At 72.3% G+C, this 23,001-nt stretch carries 5 protein-coding genes; all 5 read left to right on the top strand.

The features are described from left to right. Positions 1-214: 214 nt before the first annotated feature. Positions 215-1,402, top strand: a complete 1,188-nt coding sequence (locus ACWD1U_RS35420; protein WP_451113472.1) for an NAD(P)/FAD-dependent oxidoreductase — start codon at positions 215-217, stop codon at positions 1,400-1,402. Positions 1,403-1,455: 53 nt separating this feature from the next. Continuing rightward, positions 1,456-9,231 (top strand): amino acid adenylation domain-containing protein, encoded by a 7,776-nt coding sequence (locus ACWD1U_RS35415; RefSeq protein ID WP_451113471.1) that lies wholly within the window; start codon positions 1,456-1,458, stop codon positions 9,229-9,231. An 11-nt stretch (positions 9,232-9,242) separates the two neighbouring features. After that, positions 9,243-18,155: an amino acid adenylation domain-containing protein gene (locus tag ACWD1U_RS35410; RefSeq protein WP_451113470.1), complete on the top strand. Its 8,913-nt coding sequence runs from the start codon at positions 9,243-9,245 to the stop codon at positions 18,153-18,155. Continuing rightward, positions 18,152-22,012: a non-ribosomal peptide synthetase gene (locus ACWD1U_RS35405; protein WP_451113469.1), complete on the top strand. Its 3,861-nt coding sequence runs from the start codon at positions 18,152-18,154 to the stop codon at positions 22,010-22,012. The genes ACWD1U_RS35410 and ACWD1U_RS35405 overlap by 4 nt, the downstream gene beginning before the upstream one ends. 79 nt (positions 22,013-22,091) lie before the next feature. Further along, entirely contained in the window at positions 22,092-22,826 is a 735-nt protein-coding gene (locus tag ACWD1U_RS35400) for a thioesterase II family protein (protein WP_451113468.1), read from the top strand. Positions 22,827-23,001: the final 175 nt, after the last annotated feature.

Here is a 23,001-nt window from a genome sequence, read left to right as displayed (position 1 = left end):
CGTGCCGTGTCCCGCCGGCGGGACACGGCACGGCACGCGCCGACCTGCGTTTCCGGTTGTGGGTTCTATTTCTGCCGTCCGTCCGGACGGCTAGCATTACTTTCGTGCTCGGCAGCGTTCTTTCATTCGCTGCGTCGATAGCGCGCACCATCACGATGACTTTTCCGGCTGCAGCCGCGTTGGACAAAAAACTACCCGGTAAGAGAGGCGCGCCATGTACGACGTGATTGTCATAGGTGCCCGTTGTGCGGGTTCGCCGACGGCCATGCTATTCGCGCGGCAGGGATATCGAGTCCTGCTCCTGGAGAAAGCGCGGTTCCCGCAGGACACGCTGTCCTCCCACTACCTCCACACGCAGGGCGTGGCCCTGCTCAAGCGGTGGGGGCTGCTCGACAAGCTGGTCGAAGCGGGCTGCCGGCCGATCGACCACCAGCGCTACGAGGCACCCGGTGTCCGCATCGACGGATTCTCCCTGCCGATCGACGGCCAGCGGACCACGTACGCGCCCAGGCGGTACGTGCTCGACCCGATCCTCGCGGACGGAGCCGTCGCGGCCGGCGTCGAGTTCCGGCAGGGCTGCGCGGTCAACGACCTGCTGTTCGAGGACGACCGGGTCGTCGGGGTGCGGTACACGACGCCCGGCGGAGGCGAGGCGACGGACCGGGCACGCCTCGTCGTCGGCGCGGACGGCATGCGGTCGCTGGTGGCCCGCAAGACCGGCGCGCGGAACGTCATCGAGCACCCGCGGATGACCTGCACCTACTACAGCTACTGGTCCGGGGTCCCCTCCGACTTCGAGCTGTACGCGCGGCCGGGGCGGTGGATCGGCGTCATCCCCACCAACGACGACCTCACGCTGCTCATGGCCTACTTCCCGCAGGACGAGTTCTCCGAGATGCGCAAGGCGGTGGAACCCGCCTACCTCGAAGCCTTCCGCACGACGGCGCCGGAGCTGTGGGAGCGGATGGCGGAGGGCAAGCGCGAGGAGCAGCTCTACGGCACCGGGCACCAGGAGAACTACTTCCGCAAGGCCTTCGGGCCCGGGTGGGCGCTGGTCGGCGACGCGGTGAACCACAAGGACTCCATCACCGCCCGCGGCATCACCGAGGCCTTCGTCCAGGCCCAGTCGCTCACCGACCACATCGGGGACGGGCTGCACGACGACGCCGCGCTCAACGCGGCGCTGCGGCGCTACGAGAACGACCTGGGCGGCGAAGCCCTCAACCACTACCAGGGCGCGCTCAACGTGGCCGAACTCAAGCCCGAGGGGCGGGCCGAGATGCTGCAGAAGCTGGTCGGTCACCAGGAGCAGATCGACCGGTACTTCTCGACGCTGTCGGGCGCGATCTCCATCGACGACTTCTACAACGACGAACTCCTGACCCTGCTCGACCAGAGCTGACCGACGACCGCCGACTGACGACCGCTGACTGGTTCGCCGATTTTGGAGACACAATGATCCCGTTGTCGTTCGCGCAGCGCCGGCTGTGGTTCGTGGACCGGTTCGAAGGACCTTCGCCGACCTACAACGGCGCTTTCGCCCTGCGCCTGACCGGCGAGCTGGACGTGGAGGCGCTCCAGGCGGCGCTCCGCGACGTCCTCGACCGGCACGAGGCCCTGCGCACGGTGATCGTCGAGGACGACGACGGCGTCCCGCACCAGCGGGTGCTGGCGTCCGGGGAGAAGCCGTTCGGCCTGCCGGTCGTCGAGGTCACCGAGGAGGAGCTGGCGGCGGCGGTCGACCGGACGGCCACCGAGACCTTCGACCTGGCCGCCGACATGCCGGTGCGCGCCGCCCTGCTGCGGTGCGGACCGCGCGACCACACCCTCGTCGTCGTGGCCCACCACATCGCCGTGGACGGCGAGTCCTTCGGGCCGCTGTTCCGCGACCTCACCACGGCCTACGCGGCCCGCGCCGAGGGCGGCGCCCCGGCGTGGGAGCCGCTCCCGGTGCAGTACGCGGACTACACGCTGTGGCAGCTCGACGTGCTCGGAGACGAGTCCGACCCCGAGAGCCTGTCGGCCCGTCAGCTGGAGTACTGGCGCGAGGCGCTGGCCGACCTGCCGCAGCCGCTGCCCCTGCCGACGGACCGCCCCCGCCCCAGGGTGATGCGCTCCGAGGGCGACCGGGTCCGGTTCGCGATCGAACCCGGCCTGCTCCGCTCCGTGGAGAAGCTGGCCGTCGAACGGGACGCCACGGTGTCGATGGTCATGCACTCGGCGCTGGCGGTGCTCCTGCACCACCTCGGGTGCGGCGACGACCTGCCCATCGGCGCGCCCATCACCGACCGCACCGACGAGGAACTGCGGGACCTCGTCGGGTTCTTCGTCAACACCTGGGTGCTGCGCGCCGACCTCTCCGGCAACCCGACCTTCCACGAGGTGCTCGAGCGGGTCCGGGAGCGGTCGCTGGCCGCCTACGACAACCAGGACATGCCCTTCGAGCGGCTGGTGGAACGGCTCAACCCGCACCGGTCCACCGCCTACAACCCGTTCTTCCAGGTCATGCTCTCCTGGCAGCCGCCCGTGCCGCCCCTGGAACTGCCCGGCCTCGGCGTCGAGGTCGAGCGGCTGGAGACCCGCACGGCCAAGTTCGACCTGTTCTTCGACCTGCTCCCGGACAACGAGGGCGGGGCGCAGTGCCGGCTGGAGTACGCCACCAGCCTGTTCGACCAGGACACCGCCGAGGCCATCGCACAGCGGTTCGTCCGCGTCCTGGGCCGGCTCGTGGCCGCCCCGGAGCGCGCGGTCGGCACCGTCGACGTGCTCGACGACGCCGAGCGGGAGTTGTGGCTCACCCGGGGCGACGACACGGCCGCCGCGGTGCCCGAGCTGACGGTCCCGCAGCTCTTCGAGAGCCAGGTGGCCCGGACGCCCGACGCCCCGGCGCTCGAGTGCGACGGCCGGACGCTGACCTACCGGGAACTCGACGACCGGGCGAACGGCGTCGCGTGGGAGCTCGTCCGGCGCGGTGCCGGGCCGGAGGACCTGGTGGTGCTCGCCCTGCCGCGCACCGAGGACCTGGTGGCCGGCCTGCTCGGCATCCTCAAGTCCGGCGCCGGCTACGTGCCGATGGACCCGCAGTACCTCGGCGGGCGCGCGCACACCGTGCTGGCCGAGGCACGCCCGCGGTTCGCCGTCACCGACACCGCGACCCTCCGGGAGCTTCCGCCCGGCGACTTCGAGACCGTCGACCTCGACCAGCGCGCGCGGTGGGACACGCCCCAGGGCGCGCCCGACGACGCGGGCCGCCGCTCGCCGCTCGGCCCGGACAACCTGGCGTACGTGATGTACACCTCCGGCTCCACCGGCAAGCCGAAGGGCGCCGCGATCACCCACCGGGGCGTCGTCAACGGCGTACGGGAACTGGCGCGCGTCCTCGACCCGACGCCCGGGTGGCGGATGCTGGCCGGTACCTCCGTCAACTTCGACGTCTCCGTCTTCGAACTGCTCACCGCCCTGACCACCGGCGGCACGGCCGAACTGGTGCCGAACGCGCTGGCGCTCGGCGAGCGGGACGGCTGGAACGGCCAGGTCATCAGCGGCGTCCCCTCCGTGCTCGGCGAACTGGTCGGCCACCTGGACAAGACCCCCGACGTGCGCACCGTCGTCTTCGCGGGCGACGTGCTCCCGGCCCGGCTGGTGCGCCAGGTGCGCGAGGCCCTGCCCGGCGCGCGGATCGTCAACTCCTACGGGCAGAGCGAGAGTTTCTACGCCACCACCTTCTCCCTCGACCCGTCCGAGGAGTGGACGCAGGGCGACGTCGCGCCCATCGGCACCCCGCTCGGCAACATGCGGGCCTACGTCCTCGGCCCGGGACTCGCCCCGGTGCCGCAGGGCGTGATCGGTGAGCTGTACGTGGCCGGGACCTGCCTCGGCCGCGGCTACCACGACCGGCCGGGCCTGACCGCCGAACGCTATGTCGCCAGTCCCTTCGGCCCCGCCGGCGAGCGCATGTACCGCACCGGCGACCTGGCCCGCTGGAACGCCGAGGGCCGGCTGGAGTGCGTCGGCCGCGGCGACGGCCAGGTGAAGGTGCGCGGCTTCCGCATCGAGACCGCCGAGGTCGAGGCGGCGATCACGCAGCACCCCGGCATCAGCGAGGCCGTGGTGATCGGCCGTGAGGCGCCCTCGGGCGGCAAGCAGCTCGTCGCCTACGTGGTGCACACCGGCGAGGGGGCAGTCGGCGACGACGGCGCCGGCGGCATCGGCGACGTGGACGTGCAGGCCGGGGCCTCGGCCGCCGAACTGCGCAAGTTCGTCGCCGCCCGGCTGCCCGACTACATGGTCCCGTCGGCGTTCGTGGCCCTCGGTCGGCTGCCGCTGGGACCGACCGGCAAACTGGACCGCAAGGCGCTGCCCGAACCGGAGTTCCTGGGCGAGGCCTACCGGGAGCCGCGCACCGAGGCCGAGCGGATCATCGCCGCCGCCTACGCGGACGTGCTCGGGGTGGAGCGGGTCGGTGTCGACGACGACTTCTTCGCCGTCGGCGGCGACAGCCTGCGGTCGATCCAGGTGGTGGCGCGGGCCCGCGCCAAGGGCCTGGACCTCACCACGCGAGAGATCTTCGAGTGCCGTACGGCGGCCCGGCTGGCCGAGGCGGCCGCCGACCGTCAGGGCCGGGTGCCCGTGCTCGCGGAGCTGGAGGGCGGTGGCATCGGCCCGATGCCGCTCCAGCCGGTGGCGCGGCACGTGTTCGAGCACGGCGGCGGGACGAATCGTTTCGCTATGTCGATGGTGCTGGAGCTGCCCGCGGCCATCGACGCGGACGGTCTCGCCGCGACGCTGGACGCCGTGCTCGACCGGCACGACCTGCTGCGCGCCCGGCTGGTCCGCGGCGACGAGCCCTCCCTCGTCGTACGTGAGCGGGGCACCGTGCGGGCGGCGGACCTGATCCGCCGGGTCGACTGCGACGGCCGGTGGGACGAGCCGTCGGCGCTCGCGGCGGCCGAGGCGGAACTGGACGACGCGGTCGGGCGGCTCGACCCGGAGGCCGGGACCATGGCGGACTTCGTCTGGTTCGCCGCCGGCTCGGGCGAGGGCCGGCTGCTCGTGGTGCTGCACCACCTGGTGGTGGACGGCGTCACCTGGCGCATCCTCATGTCGGACCTCGCCGAGGCGTGGCAGCAGGTCCGCTCCGGCAAGGCACCCGAACTGCCCGCGGTCGGCACCTCGGCCCGCCGCTGGGCCCTGGCGCTCCAGGACGAGGCGCTCTCCGAGAAGCGCGAGGCCGAACTGGAGTACTGGCGCGACCTGCTGGAGGCGTCCGGCCCGCCGCTCGGCTCACGGGCGTTCGACCCGGCGCTGGACACGTGGTCCACGGTCGACACCGTACGCCTGGAACTGCCCGCCGACGTCACCGAGGCGGTGCTCACCAGGCTTCCCGCGGCGTACCGGGCCACCGCGACCGACGTACTGCTCGCCGCGCTCGCATGTGCCGTCAACCGGTGGCGCGGCACGGACCGCTCGACCCTGGTCCGGCTGGAGGGACACGGCCGCGAGGAGGACGTCGTCCCCGGCGCCGACCTCTCCCGGACCGTCGGATGGTTCACCAGCATGTACCCGGCCCGGGTCGACGTGCGCGGGGTGGACCCGGCCGACGTCCTGACCGGCGGCCCCGCGGCCGGCCGGGCGGTCAAGCTGGTCAAGGAGCAGCTGCGCGCGGTCCCCGACAAGGGCCTGGGATACGGGCTGCTGCGCCACCTGAACCCGGAGACCGCCGAGCAGCTCGCCGACTACCCGGTGCCGCAGATCGGCTTCAACTACCTCGGCCGGATCTCCGAGTCCGACGTGCCCGAGCACCTGCGCGCGCACGGCTGGGGACCGGCGTCCTGGTCGTCCGAGCTGATCGCGGCGCCCGACCCGGACCTGCCCGCGCTGTCCGCGCTGGAGGTCAACTCGGTCGCCACGGACACCCCCGACGGAACCCGGCTCCAGGCCGCCCTCATGTTCGCCACCGGCGTCCTGACCCGCGAGCGGACCGAGGAACTGGCCGAGCTGTGGGTCGAGGCGCTGCACGGCATGGCCGCGCACGCCACCCGTCCGGACACCGGCGGTCTCACCCCCTCGGACGCCCCGCTGGTCTCGGTGCGGCAGGATGAGATCGAGACCTGGGAGGAACGGTACGGCCGGCTGGAGCAGGTGTGGCCGCAGGCCCCGGGGCAGTCCGGCATCCAGTTCCAGGCCGCGCTCGCCGAGGGCTCCTTCGACGTCTACCACATGCAGTTCGTGCTGCACCTGTCCGGGCATGTGGAGCCCGCCCGCATGCGGGCGGCCGGGCAGGCGCTCCTGGAGCGGTACCCGAACCTGCGCTCCGCCTTCCTCACCGCGGCCGACGGCGACCCGGTGCAGGTCGTGGCGGAGCACGTCGCCGTGCCCTGGCGGCACCTCGACCTGACCGGCCGCAGCGAGGCCGAGCAGGACGCGGCGCTCGACCAGGCCCTCGCCGACGACCGGGCCGACCGGCTCGACCCCGCCCGGCCGCCGCTGTTCCGCCTGGCCCTGCTCACCTGCGGGCCGCAGCGGGCGAAGCTCATCATCACGGCCCACCACACCCTGTTCGACGGCTGGTCGTCCCCGCTCGTGATCAAGGACCTGATCCGCCTGTACGCCGGGACCGACGGCCTCGCCCCGGTCCGCGGCTACGGGGACTACCTGGCCTGGCTGTCCCAGCAGGACCGGGAGGCGTCCGCGGCCCGCTGGCAGGCCGAGCTGGACGGGTTCGACGAGCCCACCCTCGTGGCCGCCGGCCGCCGTTCCGAGGGCGACGCGTCCGCCCTCGGCCGGGTCGAGGTGCCGCTGTCGATCGACAAGGGGCGGGAACTCGCCCGACGCGCCGCGGAACTCGGGGTCACGCTGAACACGCTCCTGCAAGGCGCGTGGGCGATCCTGCTCTCCAAGCTGACCGGGCAGCGGGACGTCGTGTTCGGCGCCGCCGTCAACGGCCGCCCGGCGGACCTCACGGGGTCCGAGGAGATGGTCGGCCTGTTCATCAACACCCTGCCGACCAGGGCCCTGTGCCGGGCCGACCAGAGCGTGGCCGACGTCATCACCGATCTCCAGGACCGGCAGATCACCCTGCTCGACCACCACTACTACGGCCTCGCCGACATCCAGCGCGGCGTCGGACTGCCGGCCCTCTTCGACACGATCGTCGTCTTCGAGAACTATCCGATCGACCGCGAGGGCATCGTCGAGGCGAACACCTCGGCGGGCGTCACGATCGACGCCATCCGGCCCTTCGCCGGCTCGCACTACCCCCTCACCCTCAACTCCTCCGACCCCTACCTGCGGCTCTCCCTCGACTACCAGCGCAACCTCTACGACCGCGACACGGCCGAGGTGATCGCCGCCCGGCTCGTCCGGGTCCTGGAGCAGGTCCTCGAGAACCCGCACGTGCCGGTGGGTGACGTCGACGTGCTGGGCGAGGAGGAGCGGGACCGGCTGGTGCGCCAGGTCAACGACACGGGGCGTGAGGTGGCGCCGGACACGTTGCCGGGTGCGTTCGAGGCGCAGGTGGCCCGTGACCCGGAGCGGGTGGCGCTGATCGGCGAGCAGGAGTCGCTGACGTACGGGGAGTTCAACCGGCGGGCGAACCGGCTGGCGCACTGGCTGGTGGAGCAGGGTGCGGGTCCGGAGCGGCTGGTCGCGGTGAGGATTCCGCGTTCGGTGGACCTCCTGGTCGCGATCTACGCGGTGGTGAAGGCGGGTGCGGCGTATCTGCCGATCGACCCGGAGCTGCCCGAGGACCGGGTGCGGCACGTGCTGGACAGCGCGAAGCCGCTGCTGGTCCTCGACGAGAGCCTGCCGGATGTCACCGGGTACCCGGACGAGAATCCGGAGCGGGTTCTGTCGCCGGACCACGCGGCGTATGTCATCTTCACCTCAGGTTCGACCGGCGGGCCGAAGGGCGTGCAGGTGGCGCACCGGTCGATCATGAACCGGCTCAAGTGGGGTCTGACGCACTTCGACGTGGGCGGTGAGGACCGGGTGCTGCTGAGCACCACGGCGAGTTTCGACGTGTCGGTGCCGGAGTTGTTCGCGCCGTTGCAGGTCGGTGCCGCGATCGTGATCGCGCGTCCCGACGGGCGCCGGGATCCGTCCTACCTGGCCGAGCTGATCCGGCGCGAGGGAGTGACCGGCGCCGACTTCGTGCCCTCGCTCCTGGAGGCGTTCGTCATCGAGCCGTCGGCGAAGGAGTGCACGAGCCTGCGCTGGATCGAGGTCGCCGGTGAGGCGTTCCCCCCCGCCCTGGCCAACAAGGCCACCGACCTGCTGCCGGACTGCGGGGTGCACAACCTCTACGGGCCGACCGAGGCGTCGGTGGAGGTCACGGCGTGGCAGCACGTGCCGGGCGCGGACCGGGTGCCGATCGGTGCGCCGATCTGGAACACCCAGGTGTACGTCCTGGACGCGGCCCTGCGCCCCGTGGCGCCGGGCGTCGCCGGTGAGCTGTACCTGGCCGGGGCGGGTCTGGCCCGGGGCTACCTCGGGCAGACCGGGCTGACCGCGCACCGGTTCGTGGCCTGCCCGTTCGGTGAGCCCGGCACCCGCATGTACCGCACCGGTGACCTGGTGCGGTGGACCGGGGACGGGCAGGTGGAGTACCTCGGCCGGACCGACTTCCAGGTCAAGGTACGCGGCTTCCGCATCGAGCTGGGCGAGATCGAGCAGGCACTGACCGCGCACCCGGACGTCGACAACGCGGTCGTCGTCGTACGCGAGGACAGCGCCGACGTCCAGCGACTGGTCGCGTACGTGGTGCCGGGCAACGGCACGGCACACACCGACCTGGACCTCACGGCCCTCACCGACCGGGCCCGGGAGCACCTGCCGGAGTACATGGTCCCCTCGGCGATCGTGCCGCTCGCCGAGCTGCCCATGACACCGAGCGGGAAGCTCGACCGCAGGGCGCTCCCCGCACCGGACCACACCGAGGCCGCGGCCGGACGAGGGCCGCGCAACCACACCGAGGAAGTCCTCTGCCGGCTGTTCGCCGAACTGCTCGGCCTGGAGGAGGTCGGCATCGACATCGACTTCTTCGACCACGGCGGGCACTCGCTGCTGGCCACCCGGCTGACCGGCCGCATACGCAACGAGCTCGACGTCGACGTGAAAGTCACGACGGTCTTCCGCAATCCGACCGCCGCCCAACTGGCGGTCCAGATCGAGGAACTGGCCACGTCGAACCGCCCCCGGCTGCGCCCCCAGCTGGGCCAGATGACCGTTTAGGAGAAGCGTCGATGATCCCCTTGTCCTTCGCCCAGCGACGGATGTGGTTCCTGCACCGTCTGGAAGGCCCGTCCGCGACCTACAACATCCCGTTCGTGCTGCGCCTGGACGGGACGCTGGACACGGCGGCCCTGGCCGCCGCGGTGACGGACGTCGCGAACCGGCACGACAGCCTGCGCACCCTGATCGCCGAGAACGAGGACGGCACGCCCGAGCAGCGGATCCTGCCGCCCGAGGAGGCGGTCCTCCAGTTCCGGCTGGTCGACGTGGCCGCGGATGCGGTGGACGCCGCCGTACAGGAGACCGCGCGCGAGGGCTTCGACCTGGACACGGAACTCCCCCTGCGTACCACCGTGTTCCGTGTCTCCCCGCAGGAGCACGTGCTGGTGTTCGTGTTCCACCACATCGCCGCGGACGGGGCGTCCATGGCGCCGTTCCTGCGGGACCTGCTGACGGCGTACGCGGCCCGTCAGCAGGGGGACGCGCCCCGGTGGGCGCCGCTCCCGGTGCAGTACAAGGACTACACGCTGTGGCAGCGGCAGCTGCTGGGTGACGAGGACGACCCGGAGAGCGTCGCCGCGGAGCAACTCGCCTACTGGCGGCGGGAGCTGGCCGCAGTGCCGCAGCCGGTGCAGTTGCCGCTGGACCGGCCGCGGCCGACGGTGGCAGGTCACCGCGGCGGTCACGTCGACTTCGAACTGGACGCGGAGCTGCTCTCCGGGGTCGGCAAGCTGGCCGCCGAGCGCGGTGCCACCGCGCCGATGCTCGCCCAGTCCGTGCTCGCGGTGCTCCTGCACCACCTCGGCGCGGGCAACGACCTGACGATCGGCAGCCCGATCGAGGGGCGTGCCGACGAGCAGCTCGACCAGCTCATCGGGTTCTTCGCCAACACCTGGGTGCTGCGCGTCGACCTGTCGCACAACCCGTCGTTCCGTGACCTGCTGGACCAGGTGAGGGAGAGGGCCCTCGCCGCGTACGACAATCAGGACGTCCCCTTCGAACGCCTGGTGGAACTGCTGAGCCCGGAACGCACCACGGCGTACCAGCCGCTGTTCCAGGTGATGCTGGCCTGGCAGTTCGAGTGGTCGCAGATCGAGATACCGGGCCTGCGCGTCACCCCCCTGCCGGCGGGCACCGGCACCGCCAAGTTCGACCTGTTCTTCAACATCGTCCCGGCCCCGTCCGGGGGCGCGTACGGGCGGCTCGAGTACGCGACGGAACTGTTCGACCACTCCACGGCCGAGAACCTCGTCGACCGCTACGTGCGCGTACTGCGGCAGGTCGTCGCCGACCCCGGAACGCGGCTCGGTGCCGTGGACGTGCTCACCGGCGCCGAACGGGAGCTGCTGACCCGGCTGAACGAGACGACGGTGCCGGTGCAGGCGGCGACGGTGCCGGAACTGGTCGCCGCCCAGGCCGCGCGGACACCGGACGCGACGGCGGTGGTGTGCGGCCGGGCCACCCTGACCTACGCGGAGCTGGAGGGCCGCGCGGACCGGCTGGCCGCGGTGCTGCGCGACCACGGAGCCGGGCCCGACGTCCCGGTCGCCGTGGCACTGCCCCGAACGGCGGACTTGGTGGTCGCGCTCCTCGCCGTGCTCAAGGCCGGCGGCGCCTACCTGCCGATCGACCCCCAGTACCCGGCCGCGCGTGTCGGCCTCCTGCTCAGCGCGGCCGAACCCGCACTGGTGCTGACCGACCACGAGGCGGCGGCGACCGTGTCCGGGTGCCGGGCGCCGGTGCTCCGCCTCGACGACCTGGATCTCGACGGCCCCGCCCCCGACGTAGCCCCGGACGTCCGGATCGGGCCGGACCACCTGGCCTACGTGATGTTCACGTCCGGATCGACCGGCACCCCCAAGGGCGTCGCCGTCACGCACGCCGCCGTGGTCAACGGCGTTGGCGACCTGCGCCGGACCGTCGGCGTCGAGGCGGGGTCCCGGATGCTCGCCGCGACCTCGGTGAACTTCGACGTCTCCGTGTTCGAGATCTTCACCGCGCTCGCCACCGGAGCGAGCGTGGAGATCGTCCGCGACGTGCTCGAACTCGCCGAACGCGGCAGCTGGTCGGGCACCACCGTCAGCGCCGTTCCCACAGTGTTCTCCGCGCTGCTCGACCAGATGGCCGACGACGCCCCTGACCGCCTCGAACTCGACGTCGAAACCGTCGTCTTCGCCGGCGAGGCCCTCTCGGGCGACCTGGTCCGCAAGGTCCGCGACGCCCTTCCCGACGTCCGCGTCGTCAACGCCTACGGACAGACCGAGAGCTTCTACGCCTCCACCTTCGCGCTTCCGCCGCAGTGGACCTCGACCGGTGCGGTACCGGTCGGACGGCCCCTGGCCAACATGCGCGCCTACGTCCTGGGGCCGGAGCTGACGCCCGTCGCGCCCGGCGTGATCGGCGAGCTGTACGTCGGCGGGCCGGTCGCCCGCGGCTACCACCGCAACGGCGCGGCGACCGCGGAGCGCTTCGTCGCCTGCCCCTTCGGCCCCGCCGGCGCCCGCATGTACCGCACCGGGGACCTGGCCCAGTGGGACGCCGACGGCCGGCTGAAGTACGCCGGACGCGCCGACACCCAGGTGAAGGTGAACGGCATCCGCGTCGAGCCGACCGAGATCGAGACGGTCCTCGCCCGGCACCCCGCGATCGGCCAGGCCGCCGTCACGGTCCGCGAGGACCACACCGGCAGCGCGCGCCTCGTCGGCTACGTGGCCCCGGCGGGCGCCGCGGACGGAGCGGCCACGCCGGACACCGTCGTCTCGGCGGCGGACCTGCGGCGTTTCGTGGCCGAGAGGCTGCCGGACTACATGGTGCCCACCACGATCATGGTGCTCGACCGGCTGCCGCTGACCGCGAACGGGAAGGTGGACCGGGCCGCGCTGCCCGAGCCGGAGTTCGCCGGCACCGAGTACCGGGCGCCGCGCAACGAGACGGAGCGGCTCCTGGCCGAGGTGTACGCCGACGTCCTCGGCACCGAACGGGTGGGTGCAGACGACGACTTCTTCACCAGCGGCGGCGACAGCATCCGGTCCATCCAGGTCGTCGCGCGGGCCAAGACACGCGGCGTCATGGTCACCACGCGGGAGATCTTCGAGCACCGCACGGTCGCCCGGCTCGCCGAACTGGTCGAGGGCCGGGAGGACGAGGAGCGCGTGGTCCTGGCCGAGCTGCCGGGCGGCGGCGTGGGCCTCACCCCGCTGCCGCCGACGGCGGCGCACGTCCTCGCGCTGGGCGGCGGCCTCGGCCGGTTCTGCATGTCCGCGCTGCTGACCCTGCCCCAGGACATCGACCGCGACGGGCTCGTCGCGACCTTGCAGGCCGTCCTCGACCGGCACGACGTGCTGCGTTCCCGGCTCGACCGGGAGCGGCCCGGCCTGTCGATCGAGGCGCCCGGCAGCGTCGACGCCGGCGCGCTGCTGCGGCAGGTCCCCTACGGTGACGCCGACGTGCAGGCCGAACTGGACGCGGCCGCCGACCGGCTCGACCCGGACGCGGGCGTCATGGCGCAGTTCGTGTGGCTGACCTCCGACACGGAGGCGGACCGGCTGCTGATCGTGCTGCACCACCTGGTCGTCGACGGGGTGTCGTGGCGGATCCTGGTGCCGGACCTCGCGGCCGCCTGGCAGCGGGTCCGGGGCGACCGCACCACCCCGGCACAGACCGAGGTGGGCACGTCGCTGCGCCGGTGGGTGCACGCGCTGGCCGACGAGGCGGCCTCCCCGGCGCGGGTGGCGGAACTGCCCGTGTGGCAGGAGATCCTGCGCACCGACGAGGCGGTGCTGGGAGCACGGGAGCCGGACCCGGCACGCGATGTGACGGCCACCGTGGACACGGTGCGCGTCCAGGTACCCGCGGACGTCACGGAGACCTTGCTGAACACGGTGCCCGCGGTGTTCCGGGGCGGTGTCGACGACGGCCTGCTCGCCGGGCTGGCGCTGGCGCTGGCCCGCTGGCGCCACGGCCGCGGCGTGTCCGCCGCCTCCTCGACGCTGGTCCGGCTGGAAGGGCACGGCCGGGAGGATCACCTGATCCCCGGCGCCGACCTGTCGGGCACGGTCGGATGGTTCACCGCGATGTACCCGGTACGGCTCGACCTGGCCGGCATCGACGTGGCGGACGCCTTCGCCTCGGGCAAGGACGCGGGGAACGCGGTCAAGGCCGTCAAGGAGCAGCTCCGGGCGGTGCCCGACAACGGCATCGGCTACGGTCTGCTGCGCCACCTCAACCCCGAGACCGCCACCGCGCTGGCCGGACTGCGGGAACCCCAGATCGGGTTCAACTACCTCGGCCGGGCCTCCGGCGCGGACATCCCCGAGGAGCTGCGGGGCCTGGGCTGGGCCCCGGACACCACGCACCGGGACCTGATCGCCGCGCCGGACGCGGACATGCCGGTGCTGTCCGCGCTGGAGATCAACGCGGTGGCCACCAGCACCGGCGACGGCGAGGAGCTGACCGCCTACTTCGGCTTCCCGACCGGTGTGCTCACCCGCGACGAGGTGACCGAGCTGGCCGGGCTGTGGGTCGAGGCGCTGACCGCCCTCGCCCGGCACGCCGTGACCCCCGACGCCGGCGGGCTCACCCCGAGCGACGCGCCCCTGGTGAAGGTGAGCCGGCAGGAGATCGACACCTGGGAGGCCCGCCTCGGCGAGCTGGCCGAGGTGTGGCCGGTGACCCCCGTGCAGTCCGGGCTGCTGTTCCACTCGATGCTGACCGCCGGCGAGTCGTTCGACGTCTACCACATGCAGTTGGTGTTCCATCTGTCCGGCGACGTCGACCCGGAGCGGATGCGCCGGGCCGGGCAGGCACTGCTGGAGCGCTACGACAACCTCCGCGCGGCGTTCGTCGACCGCGCGGACGGCGACGTGGTGCAGGTCGTGCCGCGGAACGTGACTTTGCCCTGGCGTCACCTGGACCTGAGCGAGGCCGACGGGACGGAGCGGACCGAGGCGTTCGAGAGGTTCCTCGTCGAGGACCGGGCCGCGCACTTCGACCTGAGCACCCCACCGCTGATCCGGCTGGCCCTGGTGGACCTCGAACCCGGCCGGTCCGAACTCGTGCTGACGGGTCACCACGTGCTGTACGACGGTTGGTCCACGCCGCTGCTGATGCGGGACCTGATGCTGCTCTACGCGTCCGACGGCGACCCGGCCGGGCTGCCCGGCATCCGCAGCTTCGGCGAGTTCCTGGCCTGGTTCGTCCGGCAGGACAAGGAGGAGTCCGCACGGGTGTGGGCGGCCGAGCTCGACGGGGTCGACGAACCCACGCTGCTCGTGCCGCGCGCGACCGCGGAGCACGGCCCCGCAGGGGTGGGGGACCTCGCCGTGACGTTCGAGGACATGCCCGGCCTGTCCCGGCGCGCCGCGCAGCTCGGCGTCACCGTCAACACCCTCGTCCAGGGCGCCTGGGCCGTCCTGCTCGCCAACCTCACCGGGCGGTCCGACATCGTCTTCGGCGCCACCGTGGCCGGCCGCCCGGCCGCCTTCCTGGACGCCGGCGACATGGTCGGCATGTTCATCAACACCATCCCCGTCCGGGTGCGCTGCGAGCGCCGCGACACCTTCGCCGGTCTGCTCACCGAGCTGCAGAACCGACAGGGCGCGCTGCTGGACCACCACCACCACAGCCTCGCCGAGATCCAGCAGGCCACCGGGCTGAGCACGCTGTTCGACACCCTGGTGCTGTTCGAGTCGTTCCCGGTCGACCGGGACGCCCTCGACGAGGCCAACACCACGGCCGGTGTGGCCATCACCGGGCTGCAGCCGTTCGCCGGCTCGCACTATCCGATCACCCTGACCGCCGCGTCCGAACCGCACCTCCAGATGGCCCTGCAGTACCACCGGGACAAGCTGGACCAGGACACGGCCGCCGAGATCGTCGACCGGTTCGTGCGCGTCCTCCGCCAGGTCGTCGCCGACCCGGACGTTCGCGTCGGGGACCTCGACGTGCTCGGCGAGGACGAGCGTCGGTGGCTGCTGCACACGGCCAACGACACCGCCGAGCCGACCCTGGAACAGGGCCTGGTGGCGGCCGTGGAGCGGCAGGTGCGGGCGACACCGGACGCCCTCGCCGTCATCGGCGAGGAGCAGTCGCTGACCTACCGGGAACTGGACACGCGGGCCAACCGGCTGGCGAACTGGCTGATCGACCGCGGTGTGCGGCCGGAGTCCCTGGTCGCCGTCTCGCTGCCCCGGTCCGCGGACCTCGTGGTGGCCCTGCTGGCGGTGCTGAAGGCCGGCGCGGCCTACATCCCGATCGACCCGGACCACCCGCGTTCCCGGATCGACCACATCCTGAAGGACTCCGCCCCGGCGCTCGTGCTCGACGCCGGCGCGCTGGCCGAGGACCGGTCCGCGTACCCGGACGCACCGCCGGCCGTGGCCGTCTCCCCCGACAACACCGCGTACGTGATCTACACGTCGGGGTCGACCGGAACCCCGAAGGGCGTCGCGGTCCCGCGCGGCGCGCTGGCGAACTTCCTGGCCACGATGGGGCGGCGGTTCCCGCTGACGCCGAGCGACCGGCTGTTCGCCGTGACGACCGTGGCGTTCGACATCGCCGGACTCGAGCTGTACCTCCCGCTGATCTCCGGAGCGGCGGTGGTGCTGGCGGGCAAGGAGACCGTCTCCCAGCCGTCGGCCGCGGTGGCGGCGATGCGCCGCCACGACGTCACCGTCGTGCAGGCCACCCCCGCCTTCTGGCAGATGCTGCTCACGGACGACCCGGACGGCGCACGGGGCCTGCGGATACTCGTCGGCGGGGAAGCCCTGCCCGCGCCCCTGGCCGACGCCCTGGCCGGGCAGGCCGCGCAGGTGTCCAACATGTACGGCCCGACCGAGACGACGATCTGGTCGACGACGGCCCCCGTCGAGCCGGGAGCCGGTATCCCGTCGATCGGCGAACCGGTCGGGAACACCCAGGTGTACGTGCTCGACGCGCGGCTGCGCCCGGTCCCGCGCGGGGTGAACGGTGAGCTGTACATCGCCGGTGACGGCCTGGCCCGCGGGTACCAGGGCCGGCCGGACCTGACCACCGGACGGTTCGTGGCCTGTCCGTTCGGCGCACCCGGCACGCGGATGTACCGCACCGGGGACCTGGTGCGGTGGGGCGGGAACGGCCGTCTGGAATACGTCGGGCGGACCGACTTCCAGGTCAAGATCCGAGGCTTCCGCATCGAACTCGGCGAGATCGAGCACGTACTGACCACCCACCCCGGCGTGGCGCAGGCCGCGGTCGTGGTGCACGAGGACCGGCAGGACGACAAGCGCCTGGTGGGCTACGTGGTGCCGGCCCTGCACACCGCGGTGGCCGACGCCGCCGGCCAGGTGGACGAGTGGCGCGAGGTCTACGACGACAGCTACACCGCCTCCGAGGACGAGGCGCTGGGCGAGGACTTCCAGCTGTGGAAGTCCACGTACGACGGTGAGCCGATCCCGCGCGAGCAGATGCTGGAGTGGCGGGACACCGCCGTGGCACAGGTGCTGGCGTTCTCGCCGCGGCGGGTGCTCGAGATCGGTGTGGGCTCCGGCCTGCTGCTGGCGAAGATCGTCGGCGAGGTCGAGGAGTACTGGGGCACCGACCTCTCCGCCCCGGTCGTGGACCGCGTGCGGACCCAGGCCGAACAGGACGGGTACGGCGACCGGGTCCGGTTGAGCGCCCAGCCCGCCGACGACATCGACGGACTGCCCCGTGCCGGGTTCGACACCGTGGTGCTCAACTCGGTCGCGCAGTACTTCCCGAGCGTGGAGTACCTGGACCGGGTGCTGTGCCAGGCGATGGAACTGGTCGCGCCCGGGGGCCGGGTCGTCGTCGGTGACGTCCGCAACGCCACGACGCTCCGGGTCCTGCTGACCGCGGTGCAGCGCGCCGCGCACCCCCACGCCTCGCACGAGGAGCTGCGGACGCTGGTGGAGAAGGCGCTGCTCGCCGAGCGGGAACTGGTGGTGGCCCCCGAGTGGTTCGCCGAGTGGGCGCGCGACCACGCCGACGGCGTGGACATCCGGCTGAAGCCGGGACAGGCGCACAACGAGCTGACCCGGCACCGGTACGAGGTCGTCCTGCACAAGGAACCGGCCGACGTTCTCGACCTGGCGGACGTGCCCGCCACCGAGTGGGGGCGGGACGTGTCCGGCCTCGCCGAACTGCGCCGCCGCGTCGACCGGGCGGGCGACCGTCCGGTGCGGGTGAGCGGGATACCGAACGCGCGGCTGGAGGCCGAGGCCGCCGCGGCGGCCTCCGCCGGCGTCGTGAGCATGCCCGCCGCCTCGGGCAGGCCGCTCGATCCGGAGGAGTTCACCGCGTGGGCGCGGCAGCAGGGCCGGCACGCGGTCCTCACCCCGTCGGGTGCGGACGTGCGCTGCTTCGACGCCGTCCTGCTGCCCGGGCGGGCAGCAGGACAGCGAACGGTCCACGGGGCGTTCGTGCCCAGCGGCGTGGCCGGACGGACCCGGTCGAACCACCCCGGCCTCGCCCGGGTGATCGGCCCCCTGCTCGCCGACCTCCCCCAGCACCTGCGGGGGCGGCTTCCCGAGTACATGGTCCCGTCCATGGTGGTGCCGCTGTCGGAGATCCCGCTGACGCCCAACGGAAAGCTGAACCGGCGGGCACTGCCGGCTCCCGACCACGCCCAGGTGTCGACCGGCCGGGCCCCGCGCACCCCGCGTGAGGAGACCTTCTGCGCGCTGTTCGCGGAGGTGCTCGGCCTGGGGACGGTCGGCATCGACGACGACTTCTTCGCCTTCGGCGGGCACTCGCTCCTGGCCACCCGGCTGATCAGCCGCGCCCGCGCCGAGTTGGGCATAGAGATACCCATCCGCAAGATCTTCGACCTGCCGACAGTGGCCGCGCTCGCCGCGTGGTCGGAGGAATCGGCTGCTCCCCGTCGCCCCAGCCTGCGCCAGATGTTCGCCAAAGGAGTGAAGCAATGATTCCGCTGTCCTTCGCGCAACGCCGTATGTGGCTTCTGCACCAACTGGAGCAGGGAGCGGAGACCTACAACATATCGGCGGCGTTCCGGCTGACCGGGCCCCTGGACCGGACCGCCCTCGTCGCGGCGATCGGCGACGTGGTCGGCCGGCACGAGATCCTGCGCACCACCTACGTGACGGACGACGAGGGCGAGCCCTCCTCGCGGATCCTGTCGCTCGAGGAGGCGGCGCCCCAGGTTCCGGTGGTCGAGGTGACGCCCGGGAACGTGGCCGCCGCGATCGACGAGGCCGTCTCCCACCGGTTCGACCTGACGGCCGAGCTGCCCTTCCGCGCGAGCCTGCTGCGCTGCTCCCCCGAGGAGCACGTCCTGGTCCTGGTCATCCACCACATCGCCTCGGACGGCAGCTCGGGCGCGCCGCTGGCCCGGGACCTGGCCGAGGCCTACACCGCCCGCCTGGCGGGCCGGGAGCCGGCGTGGGAGCCGCTGCCCGTGCAGTACAAGGAGTACGCGCTGTGGCAGCGTGAGGTGCTCGGCGACGCGGCCGACCCGGACAGTACCGCCGCGGCGCAGATCGAGTACTGGCGGGGCGAACTGGCCGGGGTGCCGCAGCCGCTCAACCTGCCGCTGGACCGCCCGCGGTCCGCGGATGCCGGCTCGCGCGGCGACACGGTCCCGCTCACGGTGGACCCGGCGGTGGCGGCCGGGCTGCAGAAGCTGGCGCAGGAGTGCGGGACGACCATGTCGATGCTCCTCCAGGCCGCCCTGGGAGTTCTGCTGCAGAAGCTCGGCGGCGGCAGCGACGTGACGATCGGTTCGCCGATCGCCGGGCGGACCGACGAGGCGCTGGCCGACCTGGTCGGATGCTTCGTCAACACCCAGGTGCTGCGTGTGGACCTCTCCGGCGACCCGTCGTTCGCCGATCTGCTCACGCAGGTGCGGAACAAGGCGCTGACGGCCTACGAGCACCAGGACGTGCCGTTCGACCTGGTGGTCGAGGCGATCAACCCCGACCGCTCCGCGGCGTACCAGCCGCTGTTCCAGGTGATGTTCGCCTGGCAGAACTTCGCGAGCAGGGACCTCGAACTCCCCGGGCTCAAGGTGGAGTTCGAGCAGGCCATCACGTCGACCGCCATGTCCGACCTGTTCTTCTTCCTGGCCGAGGACGCCGCGGGGTCGCTGCGCGGTGACCTCCAGTACGCGACCCACCTGTTCGACCGCGACACGGCCGAGGTGATCGCCGCGCGGTTCGTCCGGGTCCTGGAGCAGGTGCTGGCGGACCCGTCGGCGCCGGTGGGTGCCGTGGAGGTGCTGGGCGAGGAGGAGCGGGACCGGCTGGTGCGCCAGGTCAACGACACGGGGCGTGAGGTGGCGCCGGACACGTTGCCGGGCGCGTTCGAGGCGCAGGTGGCCCGTGACCCGGAGCGGGTGGCGCTGATCGGCGAGCAGGAGTCGCTGACGTACGGGGAGTTCAACCGGCGGGCGAACCGGCTGGCGCACTGGCTGGTGGAGCAGGGTGCGGGTCCGGAGCGGCTGGTCGCGGTGAGGATTCCGCGTTCGGTCGATCTCGTGGTGGCGCTGTACGCGGTGGTGAAGGCGGGTGCGGCGTATCTGCCGATCGACCCGGAGCTGCCCGAGGACCGGGTGCGGCACGTGCTGGACGGTGCCAAGCCGCTGCTGGTCCTCGACGAGGAGCTGCCGGACGTCTCCGCGTACTCGGACGCGAACCCGGAGCGCGGGCTGTCGCCGGACCACGCGGCGTACGTCATCTTCACGTCCGGTTCCACGGGTGGGCCGAAGGGCGTGCAGGTGGCGCACCGGTCGATCATGAACCGGCTCAAGTGGGGCCTGGCGCACTTCGACGTGGGCGGTGAGGACCGGGTGCTGTTGAGCACCACGGCGAGTTTCGACGTGTCGGTGCCGGAGTTGTTCGCGCCGTTGCAGGTCGGTGCCGCGATCGTGATCGCGCGTCCCGACGGGCGCCGGGATCCGTCCTACCTGGCCGAGCTGATCCGGCGCGAGGGAGTGACCGGCGCCGACTTCGTGCCCTCGCTCCTGGAGGCGTTCGTCGCCGAGCCGGGGGCCAAGGAGTGCGAAAGCCTGCGCTGGATCGAGGTGGCGGGTGAGGCGTTCCCGGCGGAGCTGGCGAACAAGGCCGCCGAGGTGCTGCCCGGCTGCGGGGTGCACAACCTCTACGGGCCGACCGAGGCGTCGGTGGAGGTCACGGCGTGGCAGCACGTGCCGGGCGCGGACCGGGTGCCGATCGGCGCGCCGATCTGGAACACCCAGGTGTACGTCCTGGACGCGGCCCTGCGCCCCGTGGCGCCGGGCGTCGCCGGTGAGCTGTACCTGGCCGGGGCGGGTCTGGCCCGGGGCTACCTCGGGCAGACCGGGCTGACCGCGAACCGGTTCGTGGCCTGCCCGTTCGGTGAGCCCGGCACCCGCATGTACCGCACCGGTGACCTGGTGCGGTGGACCGGGGACGGGCAGGTGGAGTACCTCGGCCGGACCGACTTCCAGGTCAAGGTCCGCGGCTTCCGCATCGAGCTGGGCGAGATCGAGCAGGCACTGACCGCGCACCCGGACGTCGACAACGCGGTCGTCGTCGTACGCGAGAACCAGGAGGGCGACAAGCGCCTCGTGGGCTATGTGGTGCCCGAGCCCGGCGCCGTGCGGGGCGACGGCGGGGTCCAGGCGGGGCAGGGCTGCCAGGTCTACGACGCCGAGTCGACCGGCGCGCTGCTCGCCGGACTCTCCGAGCACCTGCGTGCCCGTCTGCCCGAGTACATGGTGCCTTCCACGCTGGTCCCGCTCTCGGAGATCCCGCTGACCCCGAGCGGCAAACTCGACCGGCGAGCCCTGCCGGCGGAGCACGCGAACACCGCGGTCGGCCGGGAGCCGCGCAACGCGCACGAAGAGAAACTGTGCTCCCTGTTCAGCGAGCTGCTCGGCGTGGAGAAGGTCGGCATCGACGACGACTTCTTCGCGCTCGGCGGGCACTCGCTCATGGCCACCCGGCTCAGCTCCCGCATCCGCAAGCAGTTCGACGTCTCGCTGCCCCTCAGCACGATCATCAAGTACCCCACGGTGGCCGAGCTGGGCGTGGTGCTGCTCACCGGCGGCGCACACGACGACCACACCGACCCGTTCGCGGTCGTGATGTCGCTGAACAGCGTCCCGGAGACGGAGAAGCCGCCGGTGTGGTTCTTCCACGGCGGCGGCGGCGTGGGCTGGGGCTACTTCAGCTTCGTGCTGCACCTGCCGGACCGGCAGGCCTACGCCCTGCAGTCCCGCGGCTTCGACGGTACGGACGTGCTGCCGGGGTCGGTGGAGGAGATGGTCGACGACTACATCACCCAGATGCTGCGCATCCAGCCGGAAGGGCCCTTCGACCTGATCGGCTGGTCCTACGGCGGTACCGTCGCGCACGCCATCGCCGCCGAGCTGGAACGGCGCGGGCACCAGGTCGCCTTCCTGGCCATCCTGGACTCCCTGCCCGCGCAGGAAGGGTTCGCGCAGCTGGCCGGCCGGGCGGTGGCGGAATACCGGGCGGACCTGGAGGAGTACTTCGGCCAGTTCGTGAAGACCGACAACAAGGAACAGTTCCTGGACACCATGTCGAAGGTGCTGGCCAACAACCAGGCCGTCATGGCGAAGTACCACTCGCCGGTCTACGGCGGCGACGTGCTGTTCTTCAACGCGGCGCTGAAGGACGAGGGGACGTGGGCGCCCCTGTGGCGGCCGTACGTCCGAGGTTCCATCGAGGAGCACGACGTGCAGGCCACCCACGGCGACCTGCACATGCCCGGACCCGTGTCCGAGATCTTCGCGGTGATCAACCGCAAGCTGGCCGATTGACCGGGCAACTCCGGGACATCTTGCCGAGATGTCCCGGAGCCGGTCCGACGAACCATCGAACGCATGATTGGGGTCGGTTGTGAAAGAACCCGGCACATCCGAGGAGAACCGGGACCGGACCACGCTGCTGTGCGTGCCGTTCGCGGGAGCAGGTCCTTCCTTCTTCCATCCGTGGCAGAAGCCCGCCGGGGACCGGTGGCGAGTCGTCTCGGTCGAACTGCCCGGCAGGGAACGGCGCATCCTGGAAACGCCGTACCGCAATGTCGTCGAGGCGGCCAAGAACGAGATCGACGGCATCGTCGCGGAACTGGGCGAGGGGGCGCGGACCGTCCTGTTCGGGCACAGCCTGGGCGCGGTGCTCGCCTACGAGCTGACGCATCTGCTGGGCGTGCGCGGTGTGCACGTCGAGCGGCTGGTCGTCAGCGGTTCGCCGGGGCCGTGGACGCAGCGCGAGAGGCGCGCGGCGGGGCTCGAGGGCGACGAGTTCCTGGCCCGGGTCGAGGAGTTCGCCGGGTTCCGGCACGAGGCCCTCGACCACCCGGAGATGCGGGAACTGATCCTCCCCACCCTGCAGGCCGACTGCGAGATGCACGAGGCCTACGTCCCGAGCACGGACGTACCGGTGTCGGTGCCGATCACCTCGCTGCGAGGCGCGAGCGACGGCCTGGTCACCGCGGAGGAGGCCCAGCAGTGGCGGGATGCGACCACGGGTGAGTTCGGCTACGTGGAATTCCCGGGCGATCACATGTACCTGGTCGATCTCGGCCGCGAGGTGCTGGACGTGATCGAGGCGGAGTCCGCCCGCGGCCGCTGACCCCGGGACGCCCCCGTCCCCGCCCCCCTCGCACGCCGCCCCGGCGCACCACCCGCCGGGGCGGCGCCGTGCTGCCGGCCGGCGCCCCTGCCCGTGCACGACGACGAAGGCCGCCAGGACCACGACGTGGTTCTGACGGCCTTCGTGACACGGAGCATCGGCCCGGCCGACGGCA

This window comes from Streptomyces sp. NPDC002788 (assembly GCF_053592115.1).
This window is presented reverse-complemented; position numbering and strand designations above follow the sequence as displayed.

Excerpts from the sequence above, each read along its gene's own strand:
- ACWD1U_RS35420 (WP_451113472.1), top strand. The coding sequence starts at position 215 with ATGTACGACGTGATTGTCATAGGTGCCCGTTGTGCGGGTTCGCCGACG.
- ACWD1U_RS35415 (WP_451113471.1), top strand. The coding sequence starts at position 1,456 with ATGATCCCGTTGTCGTTCGCGCAGCGCCGGCTGTGGTTCGTGGACCGG.
- ACWD1U_RS35410 (WP_451113470.1), top strand. The coding sequence starts at position 9,243 with ATGATCCCCTTGTCCTTCGCCCAGCGACGGATGTGGTTCCTGCACCGT.
- ACWD1U_RS35405 (WP_451113469.1), top strand. The coding sequence starts at position 18,152 with ATGATTCCGCTGTCCTTCGCGCAACGCCGTATGTGGCTTCTGCACCAA.